Annotated in this window: 24 protein-coding genes and 1 pseudogene; 19 read left to right on the top strand and 6 right to left on the bottom strand. The window is 62.7% G+C overall.

Translation table 11 applies throughout. The annotated features are described in order from the left end of the window. Positions 1-92 precede the first annotated feature (92 nt). Positions 93-452: a LysR family transcriptional regulator gene (locus IGW03_RS33155; protein ID WP_194726705.1), complete on the bottom strand. Its 360-nt coding sequence runs from the start codon at positions 450-452 to the stop codon at positions 93-95. 136 nt (positions 453-588) lie between these two features. Here IGW03_RS33155 and IGW03_RS33150 point away from each other — a divergent pair, with 136 nt between their 5' ends. The 4 genes from IGW03_RS33150 to pyk all read left to right on the top strand — a co-directional run bounded on the left by IGW03_RS33150 (position 589) and on the right by pyk (position 5,924). Next, positions 589-1,647, top strand: coding sequence for a tartrate dehydrogenase (locus tag IGW03_RS33150; RefSeq protein ID WP_194726704.1), 1,059 nt, complete (start codon positions 589-591; stop codon positions 1,645-1,647). Positions 1,648-1,813: 166 nt separating this feature from the next. Continuing rightward, a complete protein-coding gene (locus tag IGW03_RS33145; protein ID WP_194726703.1) occupies positions 1,814-3,202 on the top strand; it encodes a dicarboxylate/amino acid:cation symporter in 1,389 nt (462 codons plus the stop codon). A 19-nt stretch (positions 3,203-3,221) separates the two neighbouring features. Further along, entirely contained in the window at positions 3,222-4,490 is a 1,269-nt protein-coding gene (locus IGW03_RS33140) for a glycerate kinase type-2 family protein (protein WP_194726710.1), read from the top strand. Positions 4,491-4,508: 18 nt separating this feature from the next. Beyond that, a complete protein-coding gene (gene pyk / locus IGW03_RS33135; protein WP_194726709.1) occupies positions 4,509-5,924 on the top strand; it encodes a pyruvate kinase in 1,416 nt (471 codons plus the stop codon). A 41-nt stretch (positions 5,925-5,965) separates the two neighbouring features. On the opposite strand, the gene IGW03_RS33130 is transcribed toward pyk, so the two are convergent. Continuing rightward, entirely contained in the window at positions 5,966-6,892 is a 927-nt protein-coding gene (locus IGW03_RS33130) for a LysR family transcriptional regulator (RefSeq protein WP_194726702.1), read from the bottom strand. A 100-nt stretch (positions 6,893-6,992) separates the two neighbouring features. Here IGW03_RS33130 and IGW03_RS33125 point away from each other — a divergent pair, with 100 nt between their 5' ends. From IGW03_RS33125 to leuD, 3 genes are read left to right on the top strand one after another with little or no spacing between them, the layout of a single operon-like run. Continuing rightward, the gene (locus tag IGW03_RS33125; protein WP_194726701.1) at positions 6,993-7,961 is read left to right on the top strand and encodes a tripartite tricarboxylate transporter substrate binding protein; all 969 of its coding nucleotides are present in this window, start codon (positions 6,993-6,995) and stop codon (positions 7,959-7,961) included. Between the two features lie 40 nt (positions 7,962-8,001). Beyond that, complete coding sequence (gene leuC, locus IGW03_RS33120) at positions 8,002-9,420, top strand: 3-isopropylmalate dehydratase large subunit (RefSeq protein WP_194726700.1); 1,419 nt, start codon at positions 8,002-8,004, stop codon at positions 9,418-9,420. Then, positions 9,413-10,069, top strand: a complete 657-nt coding sequence (gene leuD, locus IGW03_RS33115; protein ID WP_194726699.1) for a 3-isopropylmalate dehydratase small subunit — start codon at positions 9,413-9,415, stop codon at positions 10,067-10,069. Before leuC ends, leuD begins: the two co-directional genes overlap by 8 nt. A gap of 310 nt (positions 10,070-10,379) precedes the next feature. Here the strand turns inward: leuD and IGW03_RS33110 are convergent, their stop codons facing one another. Beyond that, positions 10,380-11,114 (bottom strand): FadR/GntR family transcriptional regulator, encoded by a 735-nt coding sequence (locus IGW03_RS33110; RefSeq protein ID WP_194726698.1) that lies wholly within the window; start codon positions 11,112-11,114, stop codon positions 10,380-10,382. 573 nt (positions 11,115-11,687) lie between these two features. On the opposite strand from IGW03_RS33110, the gene kdgD reads away from it, so the two are divergent. From kdgD to IGW03_RS33090, 4 genes are all read left to right on the top strand, one after another. Further along, positions 11,688-12,599 carry a 5-dehydro-4-deoxyglucarate dehydratase gene (kdgD, locus tag IGW03_RS33105; protein ID WP_194726697.1) on the top strand — a complete coding sequence of 304 codons (912 nt, stop codon included), beginning with the start codon at positions 11,688-11,690 and terminating at the stop codon, positions 12,597-12,599. A 41-nt stretch (positions 12,600-12,640) separates the two neighbouring features. After that, complete coding sequence (locus tag IGW03_RS33100; protein WP_194726696.1) at positions 12,641-13,603, top strand: Bug family tripartite tricarboxylate transporter substrate binding protein; 963 nt, start codon at positions 12,641-12,643, stop codon at positions 13,601-13,603. Positions 13,604-13,675: 72 nt separating this feature from the next. Further along, positions 13,676-15,031 carry a glucarate dehydratase gene (gene gudD / locus IGW03_RS33095; protein ID WP_194726695.1) on the top strand — a complete coding sequence of 452 codons (1,356 nt, stop codon included), beginning with the start codon at positions 13,676-13,678 and terminating at the stop codon, positions 15,029-15,031. Between the two features lie 86 nt (positions 15,032-15,117). Continuing rightward, positions 15,118-16,581, top strand: coding sequence for an aldehyde dehydrogenase (NADP(+)) (locus IGW03_RS33090; RefSeq protein ID WP_228536246.1), 1,464 nt, complete (start codon positions 15,118-15,120; stop codon positions 16,579-16,581). 222 nt (positions 16,582-16,803) lie between these two features. On the opposite strand, the gene IGW03_RS33085 is transcribed toward IGW03_RS33090, so the two are convergent. The 3 genes from IGW03_RS33085 to IGW03_RS33075 form a co-directional block, all read right to left on the bottom strand. Next, positions 16,804-17,064 carry a hypothetical protein gene (locus IGW03_RS33085; RefSeq protein ID WP_194726694.1) on the bottom strand — a complete coding sequence of 87 codons (261 nt, stop codon included), beginning with the start codon at positions 17,062-17,064 and terminating at the stop codon, positions 16,804-16,806. Positions 17,065-17,165: 101 nt separating this feature from the next. Continuing rightward, positions 17,166-17,447, bottom strand: a complete 282-nt coding sequence (locus IGW03_RS33080) for a hypothetical protein (protein WP_194726693.1) — start codon at positions 17,445-17,447, stop codon at positions 17,166-17,168. Positions 17,448-17,515: 68 nt separating this feature from the next. Continuing rightward, positions 17,516-17,800, bottom strand: a complete 285-nt coding sequence (locus tag IGW03_RS33075; protein WP_194726692.1) for a hypothetical protein — start codon at positions 17,798-17,800, stop codon at positions 17,516-17,518. A 451-nt stretch (positions 17,801-18,251) separates the two neighbouring features. Here IGW03_RS33075 and IGW03_RS33070 point away from each other — a divergent pair, with 451 nt between their 5' ends. The 8 genes and pseudogenes from IGW03_RS33070 to IGW03_RS33035 all read left to right on the top strand — a co-directional run. Beyond that, positions 18,252-19,127 carry an HTD2 family dehydratase gene (locus IGW03_RS33070; protein WP_194726691.1) on the top strand — a complete coding sequence of 292 codons (876 nt, stop codon included), beginning with the start codon at positions 18,252-18,254 and terminating at the stop codon, positions 19,125-19,127. A gap of 22 nt (positions 19,128-19,149) precedes the next feature. After that, the gene (locus IGW03_RS33065; protein WP_194726690.1) at positions 19,150-20,310 is read left to right on the top strand and encodes an acyl-CoA dehydrogenase family protein; all 1,161 of its coding nucleotides are present in this window, start codon (positions 19,150-19,152) and stop codon (positions 20,308-20,310) included. A gap of 28 nt (positions 20,311-20,338) precedes the next feature. Next, positions 20,339-21,517: a CaiB/BaiF CoA transferase family protein gene (locus tag IGW03_RS33060; protein WP_194726689.1), complete on the top strand. Its 1,179-nt coding sequence runs from the start codon at positions 20,339-20,341 to the stop codon at positions 21,515-21,517. A 20-nt stretch (positions 21,518-21,537) separates the two neighbouring features. Beyond that, positions 21,538-22,899, top strand: a complete 1,362-nt coding sequence (locus tag IGW03_RS33055) for an MmgE/PrpD family protein (protein ID WP_194726688.1) — start codon at positions 21,538-21,540, stop codon at positions 22,897-22,899. Between the two features lie 7 nt (positions 22,900-22,906). Then, positions 22,907-23,713 carry an HpcH/HpaI aldolase/citrate lyase family protein gene (locus IGW03_RS33050; protein WP_194726687.1) on the top strand — a complete coding sequence of 269 codons (807 nt, stop codon included), beginning with the start codon at positions 22,907-22,909 and terminating at the stop codon, positions 23,711-23,713. A 72-nt stretch (positions 23,714-23,785) separates the two neighbouring features. Beyond that, entirely contained in the window at positions 23,786-24,691 is a 906-nt protein-coding gene (locus IGW03_RS33045) for an SDR family NAD(P)-dependent oxidoreductase (protein WP_194726707.1), read from the top strand. 33 nt (positions 24,692-24,724) lie between these two features. Next, the gene (locus IGW03_RS33040; protein ID WP_228536245.1) at positions 24,725-25,522 is read left to right on the top strand and encodes an enoyl-CoA hydratase/isomerase family protein; all 798 of its coding nucleotides are present in this window, start codon (positions 24,725-24,727) and stop codon (positions 25,520-25,522) included. Positions 25,523-25,554: 32 nt separating this feature from the next. Then, a pseudogene (locus IGW03_RS33035) lies at positions 25,555-25,744 on the top strand (electron transfer flavoprotein subunit beta/FixA family protein); the annotation flags it as partial.

The raw sequence follows: 25,744 nt of genomic DNA, 5'->3' as shown, positions 1-25,744 counted from the left end.
GTAGGCTTGACCAAGATGCCATGCCATGACAGCCTCCCGCTTCACCGTGAGTGAGAGTTTGACTTCTTGGCCCCGCTGTAAATTCACCACCTTTAATGGTGCAGCTCAACACGAAAATGCTCTAGCGGAGCGATGTAACGCCGCCCGAACCCCAATGTCGCATTGACTCTCAGCAAGCCTTTCGGATTGCTGCGCGCGCTCGACAGGCGCATTTCCAGTTCCTCGATGTCGGCAAGAATGCGCCTCGCCTCGGCCAGATAGACCTCGCCCTCCACGGTGGGGCTGATGCGTCGTGTCGTACGGTTGAGAAGCCGGACGCCGATGCGTTCTTCCAGCGCCGCCAGCCGCTTGCTGACTGCAGCCGTGGTGATGTCCATCTCCCGCGCTGCGGCGGTCAGGCTGCCCATCTTGATAAGCGTCGCAAAGAAGGCGAATTCGGTCTGCTGGTTCATTGTCAACTTCAAGTTAAGGCCACGTTGAATTACCGGGGATTATATCTCGATATAAGCGGCGTAAAGTTCGCATCAAGACGCGCAGATTGCGCAATTGCAGCAGGCACGTTGCCACTCGTTCATATGGAGATCAAAGATGCGTACTCATAAAATCGCGGCAATCGGTGCCGACGGCATTGGTCCGGAAGTCATCAACGCTGGCCTGGAAGTGCTCAATACCCTGGCCAGGGTCGACGGCAATTTTGCCTTCGAAGTGGAGCATTTCCCGTGGAGCTCCGAGTACTACCTGAAGCATGGCCATTACATTCCCGAAGGCGGCCTGGAAAAGCTCAAGCAGTTCGATGCGATTTTCTTCGGCGCGGTCGGCAGCCAGGAAGTGCCCGACCATGTTTCGCTGTGGGGCTTGCGCCTGCCGATCGCCCAGGGATTCGACCAGTATGCGAACGTGCGCCCGGCGCGCGTGCTGCCCGGCGTCAAGAGTCCGCTGCGCAACGGCGAAGCGATCGACTGGGTCATCGTGCGTGAAAATTCCGAAGGCGAATACGCCGGCCATGGCGGACGCGCCCATCGCGGCCTGCCGATCGAGGTCGGCACCGAGACCGCGGTCTTCACCCGCGCCGGGGTCGAGCGCATTCACCGCTTTGCGTTCGAACTCGCCGCCAAGCGTCCCCGCAAGCACCTCACGCTCGTCACCAAGTCGAATGCGCAGCGCTTCGGCATGGTGATGTGGGATGAAATCTTTGCCGAAGTCGCGAAGGACTATCCGGAAGTCAAGACCGACCGCGAGCTGGTCGATGCCGTCACCACGCGCATGGTGCTCAAGCCGCAGACCCTCGACACCATCGTGGCGACCAATCTGCATGCGGATATTCTCTCGGACCTGGCGGCGGCGCTGTCGGGCAGCCTCGGCATCGGTCCCACGGCCAACCTGAATCCCGAGCGCCAGTTCCCCTCGATGTTCGAGCCCATCCACGGCTCGGCCTTCGACATCACCGGCAAGGGCATTGCCAACCCGACCGCGACCTTCTGGACGGCGGCAATGATGCTCGAACATCTCGGCGAGGCAGATGCGGCGAAAAAGCTCATGGCGGCCATCGAGGCGGTCACCGCTTCCGGCGTGCATACCCCCGACCTGGGCGGCAAGGCAACGACCGCGCAGGTCACGAAGGCTGTCTGCGACTACCTCGGCAAGTAAGCAGGCAAGCAAGCAATTCATCGTCATTCATCGTTCCGGTGCCGGACCCGGCTCCGGCGTTTCCGGAACGTCGCAAGAGGCAGCAAAAACAACAGTAAATTTGCCTCCCACCACGGCTCGTCCGTCACATCGCCTTGCGCCGATGTGACGGCGTCTGGAGACATCCATGTTCAAACGCTTTTTCGGAGCCCTGTATGTGCAGGTGCTCATCGCCGTCCTCATCGGCGTTCTGGTAGGCCACCTTTATCCCAAGTTCGGCGCCGACCTCAAGCCCCTCGGCGATGCCTTCATCAAGCTGATCAAGATGGTGTTCGCTCCCGTGATCTTTGCCACGGTGGTCCTTGGCATCGCGAAAATGGAGAGCATGAAGGATCTCGGCCGCGTAGGCGCGCGTGCGCTCATCTACTTCGAGGTGCTGTCGACGTTCGCGCTTGCCCTGGGGCTGATCGTCGTCAACGTGGTCCAGCCCGGCGCCGGCATGAATGTCGATCCCAAGACCCTGGATACCGCCAGCATTTCGACGTACACCCATGCGGCGAAGAACCAGTCGTTCATCGACTTCCTGCTGACCATTATTCCGAGCAGCATAATCGACGCATTTGCGAAGAACGAGATCCTGCCCATCATCCTGTTTTCGCTGCTGTTCGGCATCGCGCTGTCGCACATGGGCAAGCGTGCCGCCCCGGTCATTGATTTCCTCGAAGCCTTCTCGCACGGCATGTTCGTCATCGTCGGCATGATCATGCGTGTGGCGCCCGTTGCCGCATTCGGCGCGATCGCGTTCACCGTCGGCAAGTACGGCTTCGGCAGCATCGTCTCGCTGGGCAAGCTCATGGGTGCGATGTACCTTACCTGCATCCTGTTCGTGTTCCTGGTGCTCGGCGCGATTGCGCGCATGTCGGGCTTCAGCCTGTGGAAATTCCTCAAGTATCTGAAGGAGGAAATCTTCACCGTGCTGGGCACGAGCTCATCGGAATCGGTCGTTCCGCAAATGATGAAGAAGCTGGAATTCGCAGGCTGTTCCAAGCCGGTCGTCGGCCTGGTCGTTCCATCGGGACTGACCTTCAATCCCGACGGCCAGTGCATCTATTACACGATGGCGGCGATCTTCATCGCGCAAGCCACCAACACGCCGCTGACCCTCACCGACCAGCTGATCGTGCTCGGCGTGCTGATGCTGACCTCCAAGGGATCGGCGGGCGTGACCGGATCGGGATTCATCACCCTGGCTGCGACGCTTGCTTCGATGGGCAAGATTCCGGTCGAAGGCATGGTGCTCCTGCTGGGCGTCGACCGTTTCATGTCCGAGGCGCGCGCCATCACCAATACCATCGGCAATGCGGTCGGCACGATGGCAATCGCCCGCTGGGTCGGTGCGCTGGACCGGGACCGCGCGGACGCGGTATTGAACGGCGAGTACCATGCGGACGACTTGAAAGCCCTGTATGAGGGCGAGGCCGCCAGGGAGGAAGCACCGAGGGCGACCGCGGCCCTGATTCACGCCGACGGCGAGCAGCTTGCTCCGGCGGCCCAATACGGCGTACAAGCTCGGTGAGGGGCGAATGATGCCTTCAATGCAATCGGCCGCGATCCGCCGGCTTCTTACCGACATGTTCAATGCCGCCATCGATTCGGCTGCACCCGGCAAAACCATAGGCGCCTTTTTGCCCGCATATCCGGCAGGCCGCACGATCGTCGTCGGCGCGGGGAAGGCGGCGGCCAGCATGGCGCAGGCACTGGAAGCGCATTGGGAACGGCCCTTGAGCGGCCTGGTTGTCACCCGCTACGGCTATGCGGTGCCGACCAGGGCGATCAGGGTGGTGGAGGCGTCCCATCCGGTCCCGGATGCGGCCGGCCTGGCGGCATCGGAACAGATGCTCGAACTGGTGCGGGGATTGACGCCGGATGATCTCGTCATCTGCCTCATCTCCGGCGGCGGCTCGTCCCTGCTGCCGTTGCCGGCACGGGGACTGTCCCTGCCGGAGAAGCAGGCCATCAACAAGGAACTGCTGCGCTGCGGCGCCACCATTTCCGAAATGAACTGCGTCAGGCGGCACCTGTCGGCCATCAAGGGCGGCCGGCTGGCAGCCGCCTGCCATCCCGCAAAGGTAGTTACGCTGCTAATTTCCGACGTGCCAGGGGATGATCCGATCGATATCGCTTCCGGCCCCACGGTGGCCGATCCGACGACCTGCGAAGATGCGCTGGAAATCATTGCTCGCTACCGCATCGATCTGCCCGACGCGGCGATGGAGATTCTGCGCAGCGGCCCCGGGGAAACCGTGAAGCCTGGCGACCTCCGTCTCGCACGGATTGAGACCCACCTGATCGCCACTCCGGAAAAAGCGCTGGAGGCTGCCGCCAGAGTGGCCGAGCAGGCCGGCATAGCCACCTGCATCCTCGGCGACAACCTCGAGGGCGAGGCGCGTAGCGTCGGCACCGTCATGGCCGGCATCGCAAAGCGGGTCGCTACACGTCATCAGCCGTTCAAGCCGCCATGCATTCTGCTCTCGGGTGGAGAGACGACGGTCACCGTGCGGGGACATGGGCGCGGCGGGCGCAATGTCGAATTCCTGCTCGCGCTGGCCATCGCGCTCGACCGGCATCCGGGCATTCACGCCCTGGCGGGCGATACCGATGGCGTGGACGGGATCGAGGAAATCGCCGGCGCGATCGTGACGCCGGACTCGCTCACGCGGGCCTGGCAAAAGCGCATCAATGCCGCCGAGCTGCTTGCGAACAATGACGGACACAGCTTTTTCGAAGCGCTGGACGACTCGGTGATCACCGGACCCACGCTGACCAATGTCAATGATTTTCGTGCGATCTATATCGCCGGATAAAGGATGGATGCAATGAACATGCGACGCAGGCGCAACGCCAAGATCGTGGCCACGCTGGGCCCGGCATCGAGCGATCGGGCCACCATACAACAGCTGTTCGAAGCCGGGGCGGATGTCTTCCGTCTCAACTTCAGCCATGGCACGCATGAAGACCACAAGAAGCGCTACGACATCGTGCGCGACATCGAGCGCGAGACGGGCCGGCCGATCAGCGTGCTTGCCGATCTGCAGGGGCCGAAGCTGCGCATCGGCACCTTTGCCAATGGCCCTGTGCAGTTGCAGCAGGACGCGCCTTTTCAACTTCGCCTGAAGTCCGACCAGGCCGGCGATGAAGCCGGCGTCGCCTTGCCGCATCCGGAAATCTTCGCGGCGCTGCGGCAGGGCACCGATTTGCTGCTCGATGACGGCCGCATCCGGCTGCGCGTGGAAAAATGCGGCAAGGAAATTGCGGACACCCGCGTCATCACCGGCGGGCCGCTATCCGACCGCAAGGGCGTAAACGTGCCGGACGCTGTCTTGCCGCTCTCGGCACTGACCGAGAAAGACCGGCGCGACCTGGACTTCGCGCTCCAGCTTGGCGTGGACTGGGTGGCGCTTTCCTTCGTCCAGCGGCCTGAAGACATCCGGGAGATCAAGGAGATCGTGGACGGCCGCAGCCGCATCATCGCCAAGCTGGAGAAGCCGTCGGCCATCACCCATCTCGAAGCCATCGTGCGGGAAACCGATGCCGTCATGGTGGCGCGCGGAGACCTCGGCGTGGAGCTGCCGGCGGAGCAGGTGCCGGCGATTCAGAAGCGCATCGTGCGCACCTGCCGGCAGCAGGGCAGGCCGGTGATCGTCGCCACCCAGATGCTGGAATCCATGGTCAGCGCACCCGTGCCCACCAGGGCGGAAGCCTCGGATGTCGCGACCGCGATCTACGACGGCGCGGATGCCGTCATGCTGTCCGCGGAGTCGGCCTCCGGCAAGTATCCGATCGCCGCCGTCAGGATGATGGACAACATCATCGTGCAGACCGAAGCCGACCCTTTCCACCGGCAGGAGCTCGATGCGTCGCATACGCCGCCGCGGCCGGAAGTGGCGGATGCGATCGGCTTTGCGATGCGCGACGTTACGCGCATCCTGCGCGCCTCGGCGACCGTGGCCTACACGTCGTCCGGCAATTCGGCGCTGTGCATGGCGCGCGAACGGCCGGAAGCGCCCATCATCGGCATGACGCCCCGGCTTTCCACCGCGCGCCAGCTTGCCCTGGTCTGGGGCGTGCATGCGGTGCTGGTGCATGAAGTCGCGGGTGTCACGGAAATGACGGACTTTGCCACGGCGACCGCGCGCCGCGAAGGCTTTGCCGAAGCCGGGCAATCCATCGTCATATCGGCCGGCATGCCGTTCGGCAGGGCGGGCACCACCAATCTGCTTCGCGTAGCGAAGGTCTGAGCACCATCGGGCGCACGGTTGTGCGCCCGGTCATGCATTCGCTACCACATCGAGTGGCTTTTTCCGCGCCCGCTGTCGCGGTATGCGGAAAAGGACTCCAGCATGAAATCGACCAGCGCCCGCGTCTTCGCCGACAGGTTGTGCTTGGTGGGGTAGACGATATAGATGTCCGCGGGCGGCAATTCCCATTCCTCGAGAATTCTCCTCAACCTCCCTGACCGAAGGTAAGCCGACGCATCCCATTCGGAACGGACCACGATGCCGTGGCCGTCCAGCGCCCAGCCCAGGGCGCTTTCCCCGTCATTGGTATTCAGCTGGCCGCGCACCTTCACGGTTTCCTGCCTGCCCTTGCTGTGGAAGTGCCAGGTTCCGTAGGTTTCGTCGCTTTCGCGAAGGAATATGCATTCATGCTTCGGCAGTTCCCTCGGATGTGAAGGAACGCCTCGCTGGCTGAGATAGGACGGAGAAGCGCAGAGAAAGCGGCGGTTGTTCGCCAGCTTGCGCGCCGTCATGCGCGTGTCCGGCAGCTCGCCGAAGCGGATGCCGATGTCGAAGCCATGTTCCGCCAGGTTGACGGGTCGGTCGCTCAGGTGCATCTGCACTTCCACGTCCGGGTATTTGCGGGCGAATGCGGAAATGGCCGGCATGATGTGGCGGCGCCCGAAGCCGAGGGTGGCGCTCAGCTTCAGCAGGCCCTTGGGCGTATCGGCGCTGCCCGAGATTCTCTGTTCCAGCGCGTCCAGATCCGAGATGATCCGTTCTCCCTCCGTCAGGTACAGCTCGCCTTCCGGCGTCAGGCTGATGCGGCGGGTGGTCCGGTTCAGCAGGCGCACGCGCAGCCGGGTTTCCAGTCCGGCAAGACGCTTGCTGACGGAAGAAGGCGTAACACCCAGTTCCTGGGCCGCGGACGCCAGGCTTCCCGATCGAATCAGCAGTGAGAAAAAGCTCAGGTCAGTGATCCCGTCCATTCATTCCTCTGGCGACATAATGAATTTTTTATGGGGAAATTATACGGCGCTCATCCAAGAATAAACTAGCCGCACTTACTATTCATTCATTGGAGACGCCATGATCACCCGCCGGAAAACACTCATCGCGCTTGCATTGCTGTCGCTGTCAGCCACCGCCGCCCATGCGGACAAGTATCCCTCCCGTCCCATTCGGCTGGTTGTGCCGTATGCGCCCGGCGGAAGCGCCGACATCGTGGCGCGCCGCATCTCGGAAGAATGGTCGAAGCAGCTCGGCGGCTCCATCTATGTGGAAAACAAGGCGGGGGCGGGCGGCAACATCGGCGTCAACGACGTCGCCAAGTCGGCGGCCGACGGCTATTCCATCGGGCTGCAGACGGTGTCGCTGGCAATCAATCCGTCGATCTTCAAGAAGATGCCTTATGACACGCTCAAGGAGCTCACGCCCGTGGGCATGGTGGCGAGCTCCCAGCATGTGCTGATCGTCAACAACAACATCCCCGCCAAGACGACGGCGGAGCTCGTCAGTGCCGCCAAGGCCGCGCCCGGCAAGCTCAACTACGGCTCTGCGGGAAGCGGCAGCACCTTCCACATGTCCGCCGAGCTGTTCAAGACTGCCGCCGGCGTGGACATCACGCATATTCCCTACAAGGGAGGCGGTCCGGCGCTCATCGACACGATCGCAGGCCAGGTCGACATGAGCTTCCCGGTACTCTCGGCGGCGCAGCCGCACATCCAGGCAGGCAAGGTGCGCGCACTCGGCGTGACCGGCTCCAAGCGGTCGAGCCTGATGCCGGACGTGCCGACCCTGGCCGAGTCGGGCGTGCCGGGCTACAACTTCGAAACCTGGTTCATCGCCTTCGTTCCCGCAGGCACGCCCAAGGACATCGTCGAAAAACTGAATGCGACGCTCAACAAGACCCTGAACACGCCTGCGCTCAAGGATCGCATGGTGAAGGAAGGCTTCGATCCCACGCCGACCACGCCGCAGCAGGCCCAGGACAAGCTCAAGTCCGAGATGGACACATGGGCGAAGCTGGTGAAGGCGCGCGGCATCACAGCCGATTAAGAATCAGGAACACTCAGGAACAAACAGGAGTCATTCAACAATGGCAACAACGGGCAAGACCCTATACCGGAAGCTGGTGGATTCACACACCGTCGCACAGCTCGACGCGGACAACGTGCTGCTGTTCGCGGACCTGCACCTGATGAACGAATACACCAGCCCGCAGGCATTCGCAGGGCTGGATGAACGCGGCCTGATGACCTTGATGCCGGGGCAGAACGTCTCGACGGTCAGCCACATCATCCCGACCAGGCCCGAAGCCATCAGGATCATCGCCGACGGTCCGTCGGCATTGCAGGCGTCGAATCTCAAGCGCAACTGCGATCGCCACGGCATTCCGCTGTTCGATACCAATGATGCGCTGCAGGGCATCGAACATGTGATCGCGCCGGAACACGGCATGGTGCGCCCCGGCATGGTGATCATCTGCGGCGACAGCCATACGACCACCTACGGCGCCCTGGGTGCGCTGGGGTTCGGCATCGGCACGACGGAAGTCGAGCATGTGCTGGCGACGCAGACGCTGGTGTACCGCCTTGCCGGCAGCATGAGAATCTGGCTTGACGGAACCATACCGCCGGGTACGACCGCCAAGGACATCATCCTGATGATCATCAGCCGCATCAGCGCGCAGGGCGCACGCGGCTACGTGGTGGAGTATGCGGGTTCCGCCTTGAAGGGTTTGAGTACCGAAGCCAGGTTCACGCTGTGCAACATGACCGTCGAAGCCGGGGCGAGAGGCGCGCTGATCGCGCCCGATGAAGTCACCGAGCAGTACGTACTTTCCAAATGCCCCGACATTGCGGAAAACCCCGAATGGCTGGCAGGGGCGCGCGAACACTGGAGCACGCTCCATTCGGACGACGATGCGGCATTCGACGCGGAACACCGCTTCGACGTATCGGCGGTCGAGCCCTATGTCACGTGGGGCACCAGTCCGGATCAGGCCATCCCCATTTCCGGCCGCACGCCTGTCATTGAAGGCGCCGGCGAGCATGGCGATGCGCGCGCGCTGCGCTACACCATGCTTGCGCCCGGCGCCGCTATCGACGGCGTGAAGATCGACCATGTGTTCATCGGCTCCTGCACCAACGGCCGGATCGAGGACCTGAGGGCGGTCGTGGACGTGGTGGGCGACAGAAAGGTGGCCGAGGGTGTCCGGGCCATGGTGGTGCCCGGTTCCGGCGCCGTGCGGGAGCAGGCGGAGCGGGAAGGCATTGCGGACAGGCTGATTGCCGCCGGTTTCGAGTGGCGCAAGCCGGGCTGCTCGATGTGCCTGGCAATGAACGACGACGTGCTGGCGCCGGGCGTGCGCTGCGCATCGACAACCAACCGCAATTTCGAAGGCCGGCAGGGGCGGGGAGCGATCACGCATCTCATGAGCCCGGCCATGGCGGCTGCGGCCGCCGTCACCGGAAAAATCACCGATTTCAGAAAGCTGGAAAGCCACCATGAATAAGAACGCGATCATCGAAGGCCTTGCGGTACCTCTGCCGATTGCCAATCTCGACACCGACCAGATCATGCCGAAGCAATTCCTGCGCGGCATCGACAAGGCGGGGCTGGCCGAGGGCCTGCTGTATGACATGCGTTTCGACGGACAGGGCAAGCCGCGCCAGGACTTCGCATTCAACCAGCCGAAATACGAAAACGCCTCCATCATCCTCGGCGGCGCCAATTTCGGCTGCGGTTCGAGCCGCGAACATGCGGTATGGGGCCTGCAGCAGGCCGGCATACGGGCGGTTGTCGCGTCCAGTTTTGCGGAAATCTTCTATTCCAATGCAATGAACAACGGCCTGATGCTGGCCAGCGTATCCGAAGCGGACATGCAGCGCCTGTTCGCCGAGGAATCTGCTTCGGACGCAATGCGACTCCGGATCGATGTGGAGAACCTGCGGGTAATCAGTTCGACTGGCACCGCCGGCTTCACCCTGAGCCGCCGGCACCAGGACATGTTCCTCCATGGCCTGGACATGCTAGGCGCATCCCTGCTGCACAAGGCGGAAATCGTCAGCTTTGCGGAGAACTGGTATCGGGATCATCCCTGGCTGAAGAATGTCGCATCGGGCGCGCGCGACAGATTGGACCGGCAGTCCGGCTTGCGGTAGTCGCGTACTTTACGCGGAGCGGTGCTGCAGCTGCGATTGCTTGCCAAGCAAGCACGCAGAGAATTTCTGTCAAGACCGCGTGCCCTTCTGCCCCCTCTCCCGCAGGCGGGAGAGGGTTGGGGTGAGGGCGTTCGCGACGAAGAGCGGTCTTGACAATCCCCCTCATCCCCGGCCCTCGCTGCGCCCCCATGACCCGGCTTGCAAGCCAGGTCGGCTACGGCAGCGCAAACCAGTGGTTTGCATAACCCTGCCTGCGCCCCGCCTGCGGGAGAAGCGGGAAGATACGGCGTGCCAAACTTCTCAGTCCTGCCTAACTTCCCAGCACCCGCTCCGTAGACCGATCAATATGCAAGCGCATCGCCGCTTCCGCCGCATCGGCATTTCCTTCAGCGATCGCTTCCACCACGCGCCGGTGTTCCTCTTCCACCGCATCCATCCGCTGCGGCTGCTGCGGGCGCGAGAATTTGCGCGACAGATCCATGGTGAATAACGCCTGGCTGCGTATCGATTCCAGCACCGTCAGGAACAGCGGATTCTTCGAAGCCGCAGCGACGGCGGTATGAAAGGCAAAATCCGCATCGACCGGCATTTCATCCGCTTCCGAATAGCCGTGCAGACGCCGGAAAGCCCCCCAGATTGCCTCGAGATCGTCTTCGTCCCTGTTCAGCGCAGCATGCCTTGCCGCACCTGCTTCGATGTTGCGTCGGAATTCATAGCAGCGCTTGAAATCTTCAATGCATGAAATGTCGTCAAAGGCCAGTTCGGTCGTACGGGCGTCGGGATGCTCGTCGATTCGCGTGCGGTGCCCGCTGCGCGACAGGAAGGAACCGCGCGAGCGCAGTCTTGCCATCGCTTCGCGCACCGTCGGGCGCGACACCCCGTACATGACGCTTAGAGCCTGCTCGGTCGGCAGGTAGTCTCCTACCTTGAATTCGCCCCGGCGGATGGCCTCGATGATCGAGTTCTGCACCGTCTCGACCAGATTGGATCGGCGTACCAGAGGAGCAGGATGGCCGGGCGCCACGGATGGATGTGCTGGTTGCATATGGAGATCATCAAGCTGCGTTGAATGAAACATATAGACAAAACCCCTTGCATTCAATCCTTGCGACAAGTGAATGCATCAGGTTTTGGATTCATGAAATGATGATAGCGCTACCACAATCCGCTGTCTATTGTGAAGCACTTCAGGCCGGGTACTTTCAACATGCGAGCAGAAAGCCTGCAACCGGCAGAATAGCGGAACACTGAGGCACTTTCCGGTCCTCAATATCAAGGCCATTTTGTACGTGGAACGCGGCCCTTGGTCGAATACTGCATTCGACACTTCTGATTTCCGCATTTTTCTGGAATCAAGACTGTCTTCCTGTTCAGTGCAATCAGCAGCCCCACACATCATGCCTGGCGAGAGGCAGACGGAGCCCTGCGGGCAGGAAGACCGCTGGTACGTGGCTCCCCCGGCATCCTTTCCCGGCAACGGCAAACCGGAATGGAAAAGGCGTTGACACATTGGTTTGGTACCGCTACCATTCGCATGCCTGTGAATTGATAGCGGTACCATCGTATTTGTGAATTTGTTGCCAGCCCTCATGCCGGCACCCCTGAAGAAAGGTAAGTCATGCATCCTCAAGAACTGAAACGCGTCCTCGAAAGCGGCCTGCTGTCCTTCCCCCTCACCGATTTCGACGCCAACCTCCAGTTCAACCCCGGCCCCTACGCCGAGCGTCTCGAGTGGCTGATGCCCTACGGCGCCTCGGCTCTCTTCGCCGCCGGCGGCACCGGCGAGTTCTTCTCGCTGGAGCCGGCGGAGTACTCCGCTGTCGTCAAGACCGCCGTCGAGACCTGCCGCGGCCGCATGCCCATCATCGCCGGCGCCGGCGGCGGCACTTCGCTGGCCATCAAGTACGCCCAGGAAGCCGAGCGGCTCGGCGCGCAGGGCGTGCTGCTGCTGCCCCATTACCTCACCGAAGCCAGCCAGGAAGGCCTGGTGGCCCACGTCGAAGCGGTCTGCCGCAGCGTCAAGTTCGGCGTCATCGTCTACAACCGCGGCGCCTGCCGCCTCACGCCCGAATCGCTGCTGCAACTCGCCGAGCGCTGCCCCAACCTGATCGGCTTCAAGGACGGCATCGGCGACATCGAATCCATGGTTGCCATCCGCCTGCAGCTGGGCGACCGTTTCGCCTATCTGGGCGGCCTGCCGACGGCGGAAGTGTTTGCCGGCGCCTACAAGGCGATGGGCTGCCCGGTCTATTCCTCGGCGGTGTTCAACTTCATCCCGAAGACTGCGATCGAGTTCTACAACGCCCATGCCGCCGGCGACACGGCGACCACCGACCGCATCATCCGCGACTTCTTCCTGCCCTACATCGAGCTGCGCAACCGCGGCCAGGGCTATGCGGTAAGCATCGTCAAGGCCGGCGCCACCATCATCGGCCACAGCGCCGGTCCGGTGCGCCCGCCGCTGTCGGACCTGAAGCCGGCCGAAGTCGAGCAGCTGCGCGCCTTGATGGCCAAGCTCGGCCCGCAGTAAATACGTTTCTATCAGTCAGAAACCAAACCCTTGGAGACATCATGAAGAAACTGCTTTCTACCTTGTTGATCGGTCTTTGCTTCAGCACCGCGGCTTCGGCCGCCGGCTATCCGGACAAGCCGATCACCGCCGTCGTGCCGTTCCCGGCCGGCGGCTCCACCGATTCCGTTGCGCGTGCCATCGGCCCGAAGATGAATCAGATCCTCGGCCAGCCAATCATCGTCGAGAACAAGCCGGGCGCCACCGGTGCCATCGGCGCCGGTTACGTCAAGAATCAACCGGCGGACGGCTATACCTTCCTGGTGGCCTCCATCGGCGTGTATGCCGTCAATCCTTTCCTGCAAAAGAAGCTGGCTTATGATCCGGCGAAGGATTTTGATCTGCTGACCGTCGCCGTGCGCGCGCCGAACGTGCTGGTGGCAACGCCCAACTTCCCGGCCAACAACCTGCAGGAACTGATCGCCTATCTGAAGAAGAATCCGGAGAAGGTGACATTCGCCTCCTCCGGCTCGGGCTCTTCGGACCACCTGACCACGGCACTGTTCTGGCAGAAGACCGGCACTACCGGTCTGCACGTTCCCTACAAGGGCGGCGCGCCGGCAATCACCGATTTGATCGGAGGTCATGCCGATGTTTCTTTCCAGAACATCAATGTCGTGGTCAGCCACATCAAGGCCGGCAAGCTGAAGGCGCTGGCCATTACCAGCGACAAGCGCGCGCCGATGCTGCCGCAAGTGCCGACGCTGGAAGAAAGCGGCGTGAAGGGCGTTGATGTGTACTCCTGGCAGGCTGCGGCGGCACCGAAGGGGCTGCCCAAGGACGTGAAAGCCAAGCTGCAAGGCGCGATCGTCAGCGCGCTCAACGATCCGGAAGTCAAGCATCGCATGGTCGAGCAGGGCTTTGAAATCGTGGCCAACTCGCCGGAAGAGTTCGCCAAGTTCCAGCAGCAGGAACTCGCGCGCTGGAAGCAAGTCATCGAAGTCGGCAAGATCACGCTCGACTAAACACCTCAGATTGCCGGAGCGGGGCGTTCCGCACGCTCCGGCCTACTCCTTCATCTCTTCCCGGATAACACCATGTCTGCCTCAACCAACCTGCAAGCCGTGCACGGCACGCCGGTCGTCACCGAACTTCGCGTCATCCCGGTAGCCGGGCGCGACAGCATGCTGCTCAACCTGAGCGGCGCCCACGGCCCTTACTTCACCCGCAACCTCGTCATCCTCACCGACAGCGCCGGCAACACCGGCGTCGGTGAAGTGCCTGGCGGCGAACGCATCCGCCAGACCCTGGAAGACGCCGCCTCCCTGGTCGTCGGCCAATCCATCGGCCACTATCACGCCATCCTCAACAGCGTGCGCAAGACCTTCGCCGAGCGCGACGCCGGCGGCCGCGGCCTGCAGACCTTCGACCTGCGCATCACCATCCATGCCGTCACCGCCCTCGAAGCGGCGCTGCTCGACCTGCTCGGCAAGCACCTCGGCGTACCGGTCGCAGCCCTGCTGGGCGAGGGCCAGCAGCGCGAGCAGGTGGAAATGCTCGGCTACCTGTTCTACGTCGGCGACCGCAAGGCTACCGACCTCGACTACGACAGCGACGCCGATGCCGACAACGACTGGTTCCGCCTGCGCCATGAAAAGGCAATGACGCCCGAAGCGGTGGTGCGCCTGGCCGAAGCCGCGTACGAGCGCTACGGCTTCAACGACTTCAAGCTCAAGGGCGGCGTGCTGCGCGGTGAGGACGAGATCGAAGCGGTCACTGCGCTGGCCGAACGCTTTCCGAATGCCCGCATCACGCTCGACCCCAACGGCGGCTGGCTGCTGAAAGACGCGATCCGCCTGTGCCGCGACCAGCATGACGTGCTGGCCTATGCGGAAGACCCGTGCGGCGCCGAGAACGGTTTCTCGGGCCGCGAAGTGATGGCCGAGTTCCGCCGTGCCACCGGCCTGCCGACGGCGACCAACATGATCGCCACCGACTGGCGCGAGATGGGTCATGCGATCCAGCTGCAGTCGGTCGACATTCCGCTGGCCGATCCGCACTTCTGGACCATGCAGGGCTCGGTGCGGGTGGCGCAGATGTGCAACGAATGGGGCCTGACCTGGGGTTCGCATTCGAACAACCATTTCGACGTGTCGCTGGCAATGTTCACGCATGTGGCGGCCGCGGCGCCGGGCAAGATCACGGCGATCGACACGCACTGGATCTGGCAGGACGGCCAGAGGCTGACGAAGGCGCCGCTGCAGATCAAAGGCGGGATGGTGGAGGTGCCGAAGGCGCCGGGTCTGGGTACCGAACTCGACATGGAGCAGGTCGAGCGTGCGCATCGGCTGTACAAGGAAAAGGGGCTGGGCGCGCGCGACGATGCGATTGCGATGCAGTACCTGATTCCCGGCTGGAAGTTCGACAACAAAAAGCCCTGCATGGTGCGCTAAGAGAGCGAGACGCTATCGCGATCGCCCGCATTCAGCAGCATCAGACATTTTCATCTTCGTCCCGGCCCGACCGGGACGATTTTTTCATGAGCGACATCACCATGACTCAACATACTTCCCAGGCACTGCAGGAGTCCACGCCTGCGCAGATCGACGCGGCGGTACGTGCCGCCGTTGAAGCCAATGATCAATGGGCAAGCAGCGGTGCCGCTGCGCGCTGTGCGCTGCTGCGCGAACTGGCAACGGCGCTCGAAGCCGAGCGCGAGCGCCTGGTCGCCGTCGCCAACGAGGAAAGCTTTCTCGGTGCCGCGCGCCTGAACGGTGAACTGGACCGCACTGCATTCCAGCTGCGCGCCTTTGCCGACGCGGTAGAGGGCGGCGAGGCATTCGCCGTCATCGACGATGCAGCGGTTCCCGGCGCGCCGCCGGCCGGCCATCCCCGGCTGCTGCGGGTCAATGTGCCGCTTGGCCCGGTTGCCATGTTCTCGGCCAGCAATTTTCCGTTCGCCTTTTCCGTGCTCGGCGGCGATACCGCGTCGGCGCTCGCCGCCGGCTGCCCGGTGGTGGTCAAGGCTCACCCTGCTCATCCGCAGCTGTCCAATGCCGTGTTCGAACTGGCGCTGGCCGCGGCGAAACGCGCGGGCGCGCCCGATGGTGTCCTGACCATGGTCAGCGGCGCATCGCGCGAGGTCGGCGTGCACCTGGTCCGCCATCCGGATATCGCAGCGGTCGCCTTCACCGGCTCGTATGTCGGCGGCATGGCGCTGCAGAAGGAAATCAATGCGCGCCCGAGGCCGATCCCCTTCTTCGGCGAGCTCGGCTCCATCAATCCCATCATCGCCTTGCCGTCCGCACTGGAAGCGCAGGGCATTGAACTCGCCAAGACCCTGGCTGCTTCGATTGCGCAGGGCTGCGGCCAGTTCTGCACCAGTCCCGGCGTGTTGATCGCCTATGACAACGCCGGCACCGATGCCTTCATCGGCCAGCTCGCCGCAGCAATGGATTCCCAGAATACCCACGCCATGCTGTCGCCCGGTATCCGCAATGCCTTTGATGAAGGTGTGGCACGCTTGAACCGGCATCCCGCTGCAAAGCGCGTGACCACCGGAGAGCAGAGCGCCGACCGTCATCCGGTTCCGAATCTGGTCACGCTGGATACCGAAGCCTTCCTGCGCGATCACGCGCTGCGCGAAGAAATCTTCGGACCGTCCTGCGTCGTGGTACGCGTGAAGTCGAGCGGGCAGTTGCTGCAGGTGCTTGCCGCAATCGGCGGCAGCCTGACCGTCACCGTCTGGGGCGCGGACAGGAATGACGCCGAAACGCAACGCGTCGTGCGCGGCGCCGTCAAGATCGCAGGCCGCGTGCTGTTTGCCGGCGTGCCGACCGGTGTTGCCGTCACCCGTGCCCAGCATCACGGCGGACCGTTCCCGTCCTCCACCCAGCCGCAGACGACTTCGGTCGGCCTGATGGCCATGCATCGTTTCCTGCGCCCGGTCGCTCTGCAGGAACCGCCGGCATGGCTTGCGGAACGTAGCGGCACACCTCTGTAGTCAATGCTCCGCCATGCGCAATGCATGGCGCGTACCCGCGTGTGCGCTTCGAGCACGCAAGCGGAGCATTCGCCTGGCGAATGCTCCGACTCATCCTGGTCACATGCACGAACGGCCAATACCCGCGATCCATCCTGCGTATCATCGTCCTGGCAAACATTCACATTTGCCGTGATCATACCGCCGGCTGTTTCTTCCTCGTGACCTGCGCTTCAGTCATGCTCAGACGGCGACATTGAGCTTGCCGAACTGGCTGGGGCTGACATCGATCTTCGGTACGGCGAAGTTGGGGCCGATGGAACCGACGTTGTTGAGGGTGTTGACCTCGACGTTCTGCAGCTGGGTCAGGTTCTGGCTGACGCCGACATTGATGTTGGCGATCGGGCCGAGGCCGGCTAGCCAGGAATTGCCGCCGCGAACGGACTCCATCGATGCCTGGTCGAGGTCGGTGCTGCCGGCGATGTCGCTGATCTGAATGGACATGAAATACTCCTGATAAAAATTTCGGTGAATGGGTAGGTGACCGTACACGCGCAGGCGAAGACTGTACCTCCACCCGCGCATGCCATGACGGCGTTACTGCATTAGGACATGAAGTTGATGGTGTTCTTGCCGGTCTGGGTCGGGTTCACATCCGACTTGATGCCGTGCACGAAGGCCGCGTTGTTGCCGTTGTTGACCAGCGTGTTCTGCTCCTGGCCCAGCGACTGGGCGGCGTCGAAATTGAGCTCGCTCTTGGCGACGCTGACCAGCGGCCCCAGGTGGCCAACGTAGCGGCCGTGGTAGGTGCCGCCGGAGACGGCTGCCATGTCTTTCTGGTCGAGGTCCTTGGAAGCGGACAGGTCCTTGATGTTCAGTGCTTTCATGATGATGCTCCTATGCGTTGAGTGGCGAAGTGATGTGTTGATGGTGCCGATGCTTTGGCTGGTGCTGCTTACGACATGAAGTTGATCGTGTTCTTGCCGGTCTGGGTCGGGTTGACGGTCGACTTGATGCCGGAAGCGAAGGCGACGTTGTTGCCGTTGTTGACTTCCGTGTTCTGGCTCTGGCCCAGCGACTGGGACGCATCGAAATTGATCTCGCTCTTTGCGTAGCTGAACAGCGGGGCGTTGAAGAGGCCGGGCATGCGGTGGAAGCCGGTGCCGCCGGAAACGCCTGCCATGTCCTTGGCGTCGAGGTCTTTGGAAACGGACAGGTCCTTGATGGTCAGTGCTTTCATGGTGATTCTCCTTGAAGGGTGATGGTTGGTTTGCGATTGGTGAGCGTTTTTTTTGCACTCGAGGGCTATATAGCAGGGGGTGTGCCAGCGCTGCTCCAGAGTGGATTGATCGCTGCAAGTCTTTGATTTGAATAGAGGTTTTTCGATTGCAGTGAAACGAGCCGCGAGTAGCCGATGATGTGCCGCAGATAAAGTGATGGTTCGGGGCAGACACCGCGGTGTCGGATTCCATGCGGATGGTTGAGCAGGGGCGACAGTGCGAATGCCGGACTCGGAAAGGCCAGTTGGCCGCCGCGTATTGATTGCACGGCGGAAAAGACTGCGTCGGTCTGATGCAAGCGAATTGGCCCTGCCCAAGCTTGCGGTTAAGCAGCGCCAAATTCCCCGTTTGCGAAAGGCGAATTGCCATTCGTACCAACTTCCCACATCCTGTCGTCATCACCATTCATGAATGACATCTATGTTGGACTTGGCTCACTTGCAGCAATGGATCGGAAAGTCGGAAACGCGGACCGATACGGTCACGGAAGTGCCGTGCGCCGCGATGGCGGCGACGATGGATATGGAGTCCGGGCCGCAGCAGCCGGGCGACGCGATCGCGCCTTTGTGGCACTGGCTGTACTTCCTGCCGCTGCACCGTCAATCGGAACTCGGCGAGGACGGCCATGCGAAACGCGGCGGCTTTCTGCCGCCGGTGCCGCTGCCCCGGCGCATGTGGGCCGGGGGAAGACTGCAATTCCTTCAGGATATCCGCGTCGGTGACGCCATCACCCGCACGTCGCGCATCGTCAAGGTCGATGCCAAGGAAGGCAAGACCGGTCCTCTGGTATTCGTTCTCGTCAGACATGAGATCGCCGGACCGGCGGGCCTGGCGATTGTCGAGGAGCACGACATCGTCTATCGCGGCATGAGCGGCGAGTCGAACGCTGCGGTGCCAAAAGGCATTCCTGCGCCGCAGGAAGCCGCATGGACGCGGGAAATTAATGCGGACGCGGTGATGCTGTTCCGCTACTCGGCGCTGACCTTCAACGGCCACCGCATCCACTACGACAGGAGCTATACGACCGGCACGGAAGGCTATCCCGGCTTGATCGTGCATGGCCCGCTGATTGCGACCCTGCTGCTCGACCTGCTGCGCCGGCAAATGCCCGGTGCGCGCGTGGCGGGCTTCCGCTTCAAGGCGGTCAGTCCCCTGTTCGACACGGCGCCATTTCAAGTCTGCGGCATGCCATCGGCCGACGGCAAGACCGTTTCCCTGTGGGCCAAGGGCCCCGACGGCATGCTGGCCATGGAAGCCACGGCAACGCTGGATGCATCCGAACCCTGAACCTCCGAAAGCACACGACAACATGCAGAAAGACACAGACAAGTACGAAGAACTGCGTTCCGCGCTGCGCGACCTCTGCGCCGAATTTCCGGCGGAGTACTTCCGCAGGATCGACGAGGAGCGCGGCTATCCGGAAGCCTTCGTCGAAGCGCTGACCAAGGCCGGATGGCTCGCTGCGCTGATTCCCCAGGAATACGGCGGCTCCGGGCTGAGCCTGACCGAGGCTTCCGTCATCATGGAGGAGATCAACCGCTGCGGCGGCAACTCCGGCGTGTGCCATGGCCAGATGTACAACATGGGCACGCTGCTGCGCCACGGCTCGGAACGGCAGAAGCGTGAGTACCTGCCGAAGATCGCCAGCGGCGAACTGCGCCTGCAGTCGATGGCAGTGACCGAACCGACCACCGGCACCGACACGACAAAGATCAAGACGACTGCGGTACGCAAGGGCGACCGCTATGTGGTGAACGGACAGAAGGTATGGATTTCACGCATCCAGCATTCCGACCTGATGATTCTGCTTGCGCGGACCACGCCCCTGCAGGAAGTGAAGAAAAAATCGGAAGGCATGTCGATCTTCCTGGTCGACCTGCGCGAAGCCATCGGCAAGGGCATGACGGTGCAGCCCATCCTGAACATGGTCAATCATGAAACCAACGAACTGTTCTTCGACAACCTGGAGATCCCGGCGGAGAACCTGATCGGCGAGGAAGGCCAGGGCTTCAAGTACATCCTCGACGGACTGAATGCAGAGCGTACCCTGATTGCGGCCGAATGCATCGGCGATGGTTACTGGTTCATCGACAAGGTGGTCAAGTATGCGGGCGAGCGCATGGTGTTCGGCCGGCCGATCGGCCAGAACCAGGGCGTGCAGTTTCCGATTGCGAAAGCCTTCGTCAACATCGAGGCGGCCAGTCTGATGCGCTACCGGGCAGCCGAGCTGTTCGACAATCGCAAGCCCTGCGGCGCCGAGGCCAACATGGCCAAGATGCTTGCGGCGGATGCATCGTGGGAAGCCGCGAATGCTTGCCTGCAGTTCCACGGCGGCTTCGGCTTCGCCTGCGAATACGACGTCGAGCGCAAGTTCCGCGAGACGCGGCTGTACCAGGTGGCGCCGATCTCGACCAACATGATTCTGTCCTACGTGGCCGAGCATGTGCTCGGACTGCCGCGCTCGTATTGAACCTGCCGACAAGAAAGGAACACCCCGTATGCGCCCGCTTGACGGCATCACGGTACTGACCCTGGAGCACGCCGTAGCGGCTCCGTTCGCGACGCGGCAGCTGGCCGACCTCGGTGCGCGCGTCATCAAGATCGAGCGGCCCGGCGTCGGCGACTTCGCGCGCGCCTATGACAGCCGGGTGGACGGCATGGCTTCCTATTTCGTATGGATCAACCGCTCCAAGGAAAGCATCACGCTCGACCTGAAGCATCCCGAAGCCGCGAAGATACTCAGGCAGCTGGTCGGCCAGGCCGACGTGCTGGTGCAGAATCTCGGCCCGGGAGCGGCCGCGCGTCTCGGCCTGTCGGCGCAAGCGCTGCGTCCCGAGCATCCCGGCCTGATCGTCTGCGACATTTCCGGCTACGGCAAGGACGGACCTTATCGCGACAAGAAGGCCTACGACATTCTGATCCAGGCGGAAGCCGGCCTGCTTTCCGTGACGGGCTCGCCGGAAGCACCGTCACGCGCAGGCGTATCGGCGGCCGACATTGCCGCCGGCATGTATGCCTACACCAACATTCTCGCCGCGCTGATCCAGCGCGGCAGGACGGGGCGCGGCAGCCACATCGACATCTCCATGCTGGAAGCGCTCGGCGAGTGGATGTCCAACCCGATGTACTACGCGTACAAGGGCGCAACACCGCCGCCGCGCGCCGCTTCCAGCCATCCGACCATCTACCCCTATGGTCCGTTCGCCACCGGCGACGGCAAGACGGTTCTGCTGGGCGTGCAGAACGAACGCGAGTGGGCTGCGTTCTGCAAGGAGGTTCTGCAGCGGCCGGAAGTGGCCGTGGATGAACGCTTCGATTCCAATGTGAAGCGCAACGGCCACCGCGAAGCGCTGAAGGCGATCATCGAGGACATCTTCGGCGCCCTGGCGACCGAAGAAGTCATTCGCAGGCTGGACCATGCGGGCATCGGCAACGCCGGCATGAACGACATGCATGCATTCTGGAGTCACCCGCAGCTGCAGGCGCGCGACCGCTGGCGCAGCGTCGAGTCGCCGGTCGGCGAACTGCCGATGCTGCTGCCGCCCGGCGTCAACGACAGCTACGACTACCGCATCGATCCCATCCCGGCCCTCGGACAGCATACCGACGCGATCCTGCGGGAGCTGGGGTACGGCAACAATGACATTGAGCGCCTGCGTGAAGCGGGCGCCGTTTGAAGGCTTGAAGAAAGGGCATCATGAACCGAGACAACAACCCGAGCGCCATGCTGGCGCGTTTTGCCGCCGAGCTGAATTACGAGCAGATTCCCGAAGCAGTGCTGCGGCGTACCGAGGACCTGATGCTGGACTGGTTCGGATCGGCGCTGGCCGGCAAGGGCACGCGCGCCATCGAGACCATCGAGCGCTTTGCGCTGCAGATGGGCACGGCGGAAGGGCCGTCGGAAATCCTGCCTTCCCGCAAGCGCTCCACGCCGCTGTTCGCGGCCATGGTGAATGCGGCTTCCTCGCACATTGCAGAACAGGATGATGTGCATAACGGATCGGTGTTCCATCCGGCGACCGTCGTATTCCCGGTGGCGCTGGCCGTCGGCCAGTCGCTCGGCGTATCCGGGCGGGACCTCCTGACCGCGTCGGTAGCGGGTTACGAAGTCGGCATCCGGGTCGGCGAATTCCTCGGCCGTTCGCACTACAAGGTATTCCACACCACCGGCACCGCCGGCACCATCGCTGCCGCGGTGACTGCGGGACGCCTGTTGAAACTGGACGCGGAGCAGATGCTGAACGCCATCGGCTCTGCCGGCACCACCGCCGCGGGTCTCTGGGAATTCCTGCGGGACGCGGCCGATTCCAAGCAGCTGCACACCGCGCATGCGGCATCGGCAGGGCTGACGGCCGCCTATCTGGCCAAGGACGGCTTCACCGGAGCGAAGCGCATCCTGGAAGGCGCACAGGGCATGGCGGCCGGGATGTCCAGCGATGCCGATCCGGCGCGCCTGACCGACCGCCTCATGGAGCGCTGGGCCACGGTGGAAACCTCGTTCAAGTTTCACGCATCTTGCCGCCATACCCATCCCGCAGCCGATGCGCTGCTGCAGGTGATGCAAGCCAACGACCTTGCGCCGGAGCAGATCAGCAAGATCACAGCCCAGGTTCATCAAGGCGCGATCGACGTCCTGGGACCGGTCACCGATCCGGTCACCGTACACCAGGGAAAATTCTCGATGGGCACGGTGCTGGGGCTGATCGCGGTGTTCGGCAACGCCGGCATCCTGGAATTCGAAAACTCCTTCAAGGACCCGCGCGTCGTCGCGGTGCACGACAAGGTGTCCATGCTGCTGGATCATGAAGTCGATACCGCCTATCCGGTGCGCTGGATAGGCAAGGTGACCGTCGAAACCGTGGACGGCAAAACCTACCAAGGCCGCGTCGACGAGCCCAAGGGCGATCCGGGCAATACGCTGTCCCGCGCCGAACTGGAAGACAAGGCGGTGCGCCTGGCGCTGTTCAGCGGTGCCGCCAGCGAAAGCGAAATGAAGCGCGCATTCGACCGCATCTGGAGCATCGCGGGCGCCCAACGCATCGGCAGCCTCATCGCTTGAGGCTTGAATGATCAAGCAAAAGGCATCTTATCTGTTCGTTCCCGGCAACCGGCCGGAACGCTTTGCCAAGGCCTGCGCCAGCGGCGCGCATGCAGTGATCGTCGATCTCGAGGATGCGGTATCTCCGCAGGAAAAGGATGCCGCCCGCGCTGCCGTCGCGTCGGCAATGGATGCCGCGCAGCCGGTCCATGTCCGCATCAACGGCGCCGATACCGAATGGTTCCACGACGATGTGGATATGTGCCGGGCCGCGGGACGCGGCATCGCCGGCATCATGGTCCCCAAGGCGGAACAGTCGGATGATCTCGCCTGGATCGCTTCGCGTGTCGGCTCCCGGATGCCGCTGCTGCCACTGATCGAAACTGCGCAAGGCATGTGGAATGCCGAAGCCATTGCCCGCCAGGCCGGGGTGCAGAGGCTGGCATTCGGCTCCATCGATTTCCAGGTCGACCTCGGCATCAACGGTGACGGCGAAGAGCTGCTTCATTTCCGTTCGCAGCTGGTGCTGGTCTCCCGCGTGGCGGGCATCATGGCGCCGCTCGATGGCGTGACGACGGCCATCGACGATGCGCAGCGTTTGCAGGCCGATAGCCTGAAGGCCTATAGGCTCGGTTTCGGCGGCAAGCTCTGCATTCACCCTCGTCAGGTGGAGACGGTCAACGCCTGCTTCCGGCCGAGCAGAGAAGAGGAGGAGTGGGCGAGGCGCATACTTGAAGCCGCGTCCGGCGCCGACGGGGCAGCGGTATCGGTGGACGGCAAGATGGTCGACAAGCCGGTACTGCTGCGCGCACAGGCAATCCTTGCGCGGCTGTGACTACGGCAACGGCGCCCATCATTTCGAAGATAAAACAGACATAACGAGGAGCATGCAATGGCAGAGCAGAACATGGTTCAGGACAAGGTCGTGGTGGTGACAGGCGCCGGCAACGGCATCGGACGCGACATCGCGCTGGCAATGGCGCGCCAGGGCGCAAAGGTGGTGGTCAACGACATCGGCGCATCGCTGACCGGCGACGCTACCGGAATGAATCCCGGCCAGCAGGCAGTGGAAGAAATCAAGGCCTTCGGCGGGCAGGCGGTTGCCAGCGGCGACAGCGTATCGGAAGCTGCGTCGGCGCAGCGCATCATCGAGGCCGCGGTGAGCGCCTTCGGACGCATCGACTGCGTGGTCAACAATGCCGGCATCCTGCGCGACCGCATCTTCCACAAGATGAGCACGGAGGACTGGGATGCCGTGGTGAAGGTGCACTTGTACGGCGCCTACTTCACCAGCAAGGCGGCGGCGCCCTACTTCAAGGAGCAGGGCTCGGGCACTCTGGTGCACATGACGTCGGCTTCCGGCCTGGTGGGTAACATGGGACAGGCCAACTACTCGGCGGCCAAGCTCGGCATCACCGCGTTGTCGAAATCGATTGCGCTCGACATGGAGCGCTTCAATGTCCGTTCCAACTGCATCTGTCCGTTTGCATGGAGCCGCATGACGAGTTCCATCCCGACCGATACGCCCGAAGAGCAGGCACGCGTGGAGCGCCTGAAGCAGATGACGCCGGACAAGATCGCGCCTCTCGCGGTCTACTTGGCGAGCGACGCCGCAGCCGATGTCAACGCCCAGGTCTTCGCAGTGCGCAACAACGAAATCTTCCTGATGAGCCAGCCCAGGCCGGTGCGCTCGGTGCACCGCTCGGAAGGATGGACGCCGGAAACCATCGCCAGCCACGGCATGCCTGCGCTGAAGGCGTCTTTCTACGGTCTCGACCGTTCGGCCGATGTGTTCAGCTGGGATCCGATCTGATCATCTCGCAAGAGAACAACGAAGGGAATCGACATGGAAGCAGCAGCCTTGCAAACCTTGAAGTATGCGGTCGAGGACGGCGTCGCGACGCTGACGATGAATCGGCCCGCGCAGAAGAATGCGCTGGACACCGTCATGCGCACGGAAATGGCGGAAGTGCTTGCCGCCGCACGTCGCGACCGCGGCATTCATGCACTGATCTTGACCGGCGCCGGCGGCGCATTTTGTGCCGGCGGCGACATCCGCGGCATGCGCAATGGCGATCCGTCGGCGGAAGACGGCCGCAACCGCATGCTCGACCTTCATCTCTGGGTCGAAGAGCTCATCAGTTTCGACCGGCCGGTGATTGCGGCGGTGGATGGTCCGGCTTACGGCGCCGGTTTCGGCCTGGCGCTGGCGGCCGACTTCGTGCTTGCCACGCCGCGCGCGCGTTTCTGCCTGTCTTTCCTCAAGCTGGGGCTGATCCCGGATTGCGGCGTGTTCTATACGCTGCCGCGCATCGTTGGCCTGCAGCGTGCCAAGGAACTGGCGTTTTCAGCGCGCGAGATCGATGCCGAGGAAGCGAAGCAGTTCGGTATCGTGTCCGAGATTCATGACGCGGAATTGCTTGCCGAGCGCGCGCGCCGGATCGCGCTCAGCTTTAACAATGCTTCGCTCACTGCGCTGAGCATCACCAAGCGGGCGTTCAACGCATCGATCAACACCGGGCTCGGTGCATTGCTGGAAATGGAAGCGGCCGGGCAGGGCGTCGCACGCTCTTCCGACTACCATCGCAATGCGGCGGCGGCCTTCCTCAACAAGGAAGCGCCGCCGTTCAGCTGGCCGAAATGAATGAGTAGGCAATACAACGATAAGGATAGGTAATGAAAGTTTTGGTTCCAGTCAAGCGCGTGGTGGACTACAACGTCAAGGTGCGCGTGAAGTCCGACGGCTCCGGCGTCGATATCGCCAACGTCAAGATGTCGATGAATCCCTTTGACGAGATTGCCGTCGAAGAAGCCACCCGCCTGAAGGAAGGCGGCAAGGCAACCGAAATCGTGGCCGTCTCCGCCG

Origin of the sequence: Noviherbaspirillum malthae (genome assembly GCF_015352985.1) — a bacterium.
GTDB lineage: Bacteria > Pseudomonadota > Gammaproteobacteria > Burkholderiales > Burkholderiaceae_D > Noviherbaspirillum > Noviherbaspirillum malthae.
The sequence above is the reverse complement of the archived record's forward strand: the minus strand, read 5'-3'. Positions and strand labels throughout refer to the sequence as shown.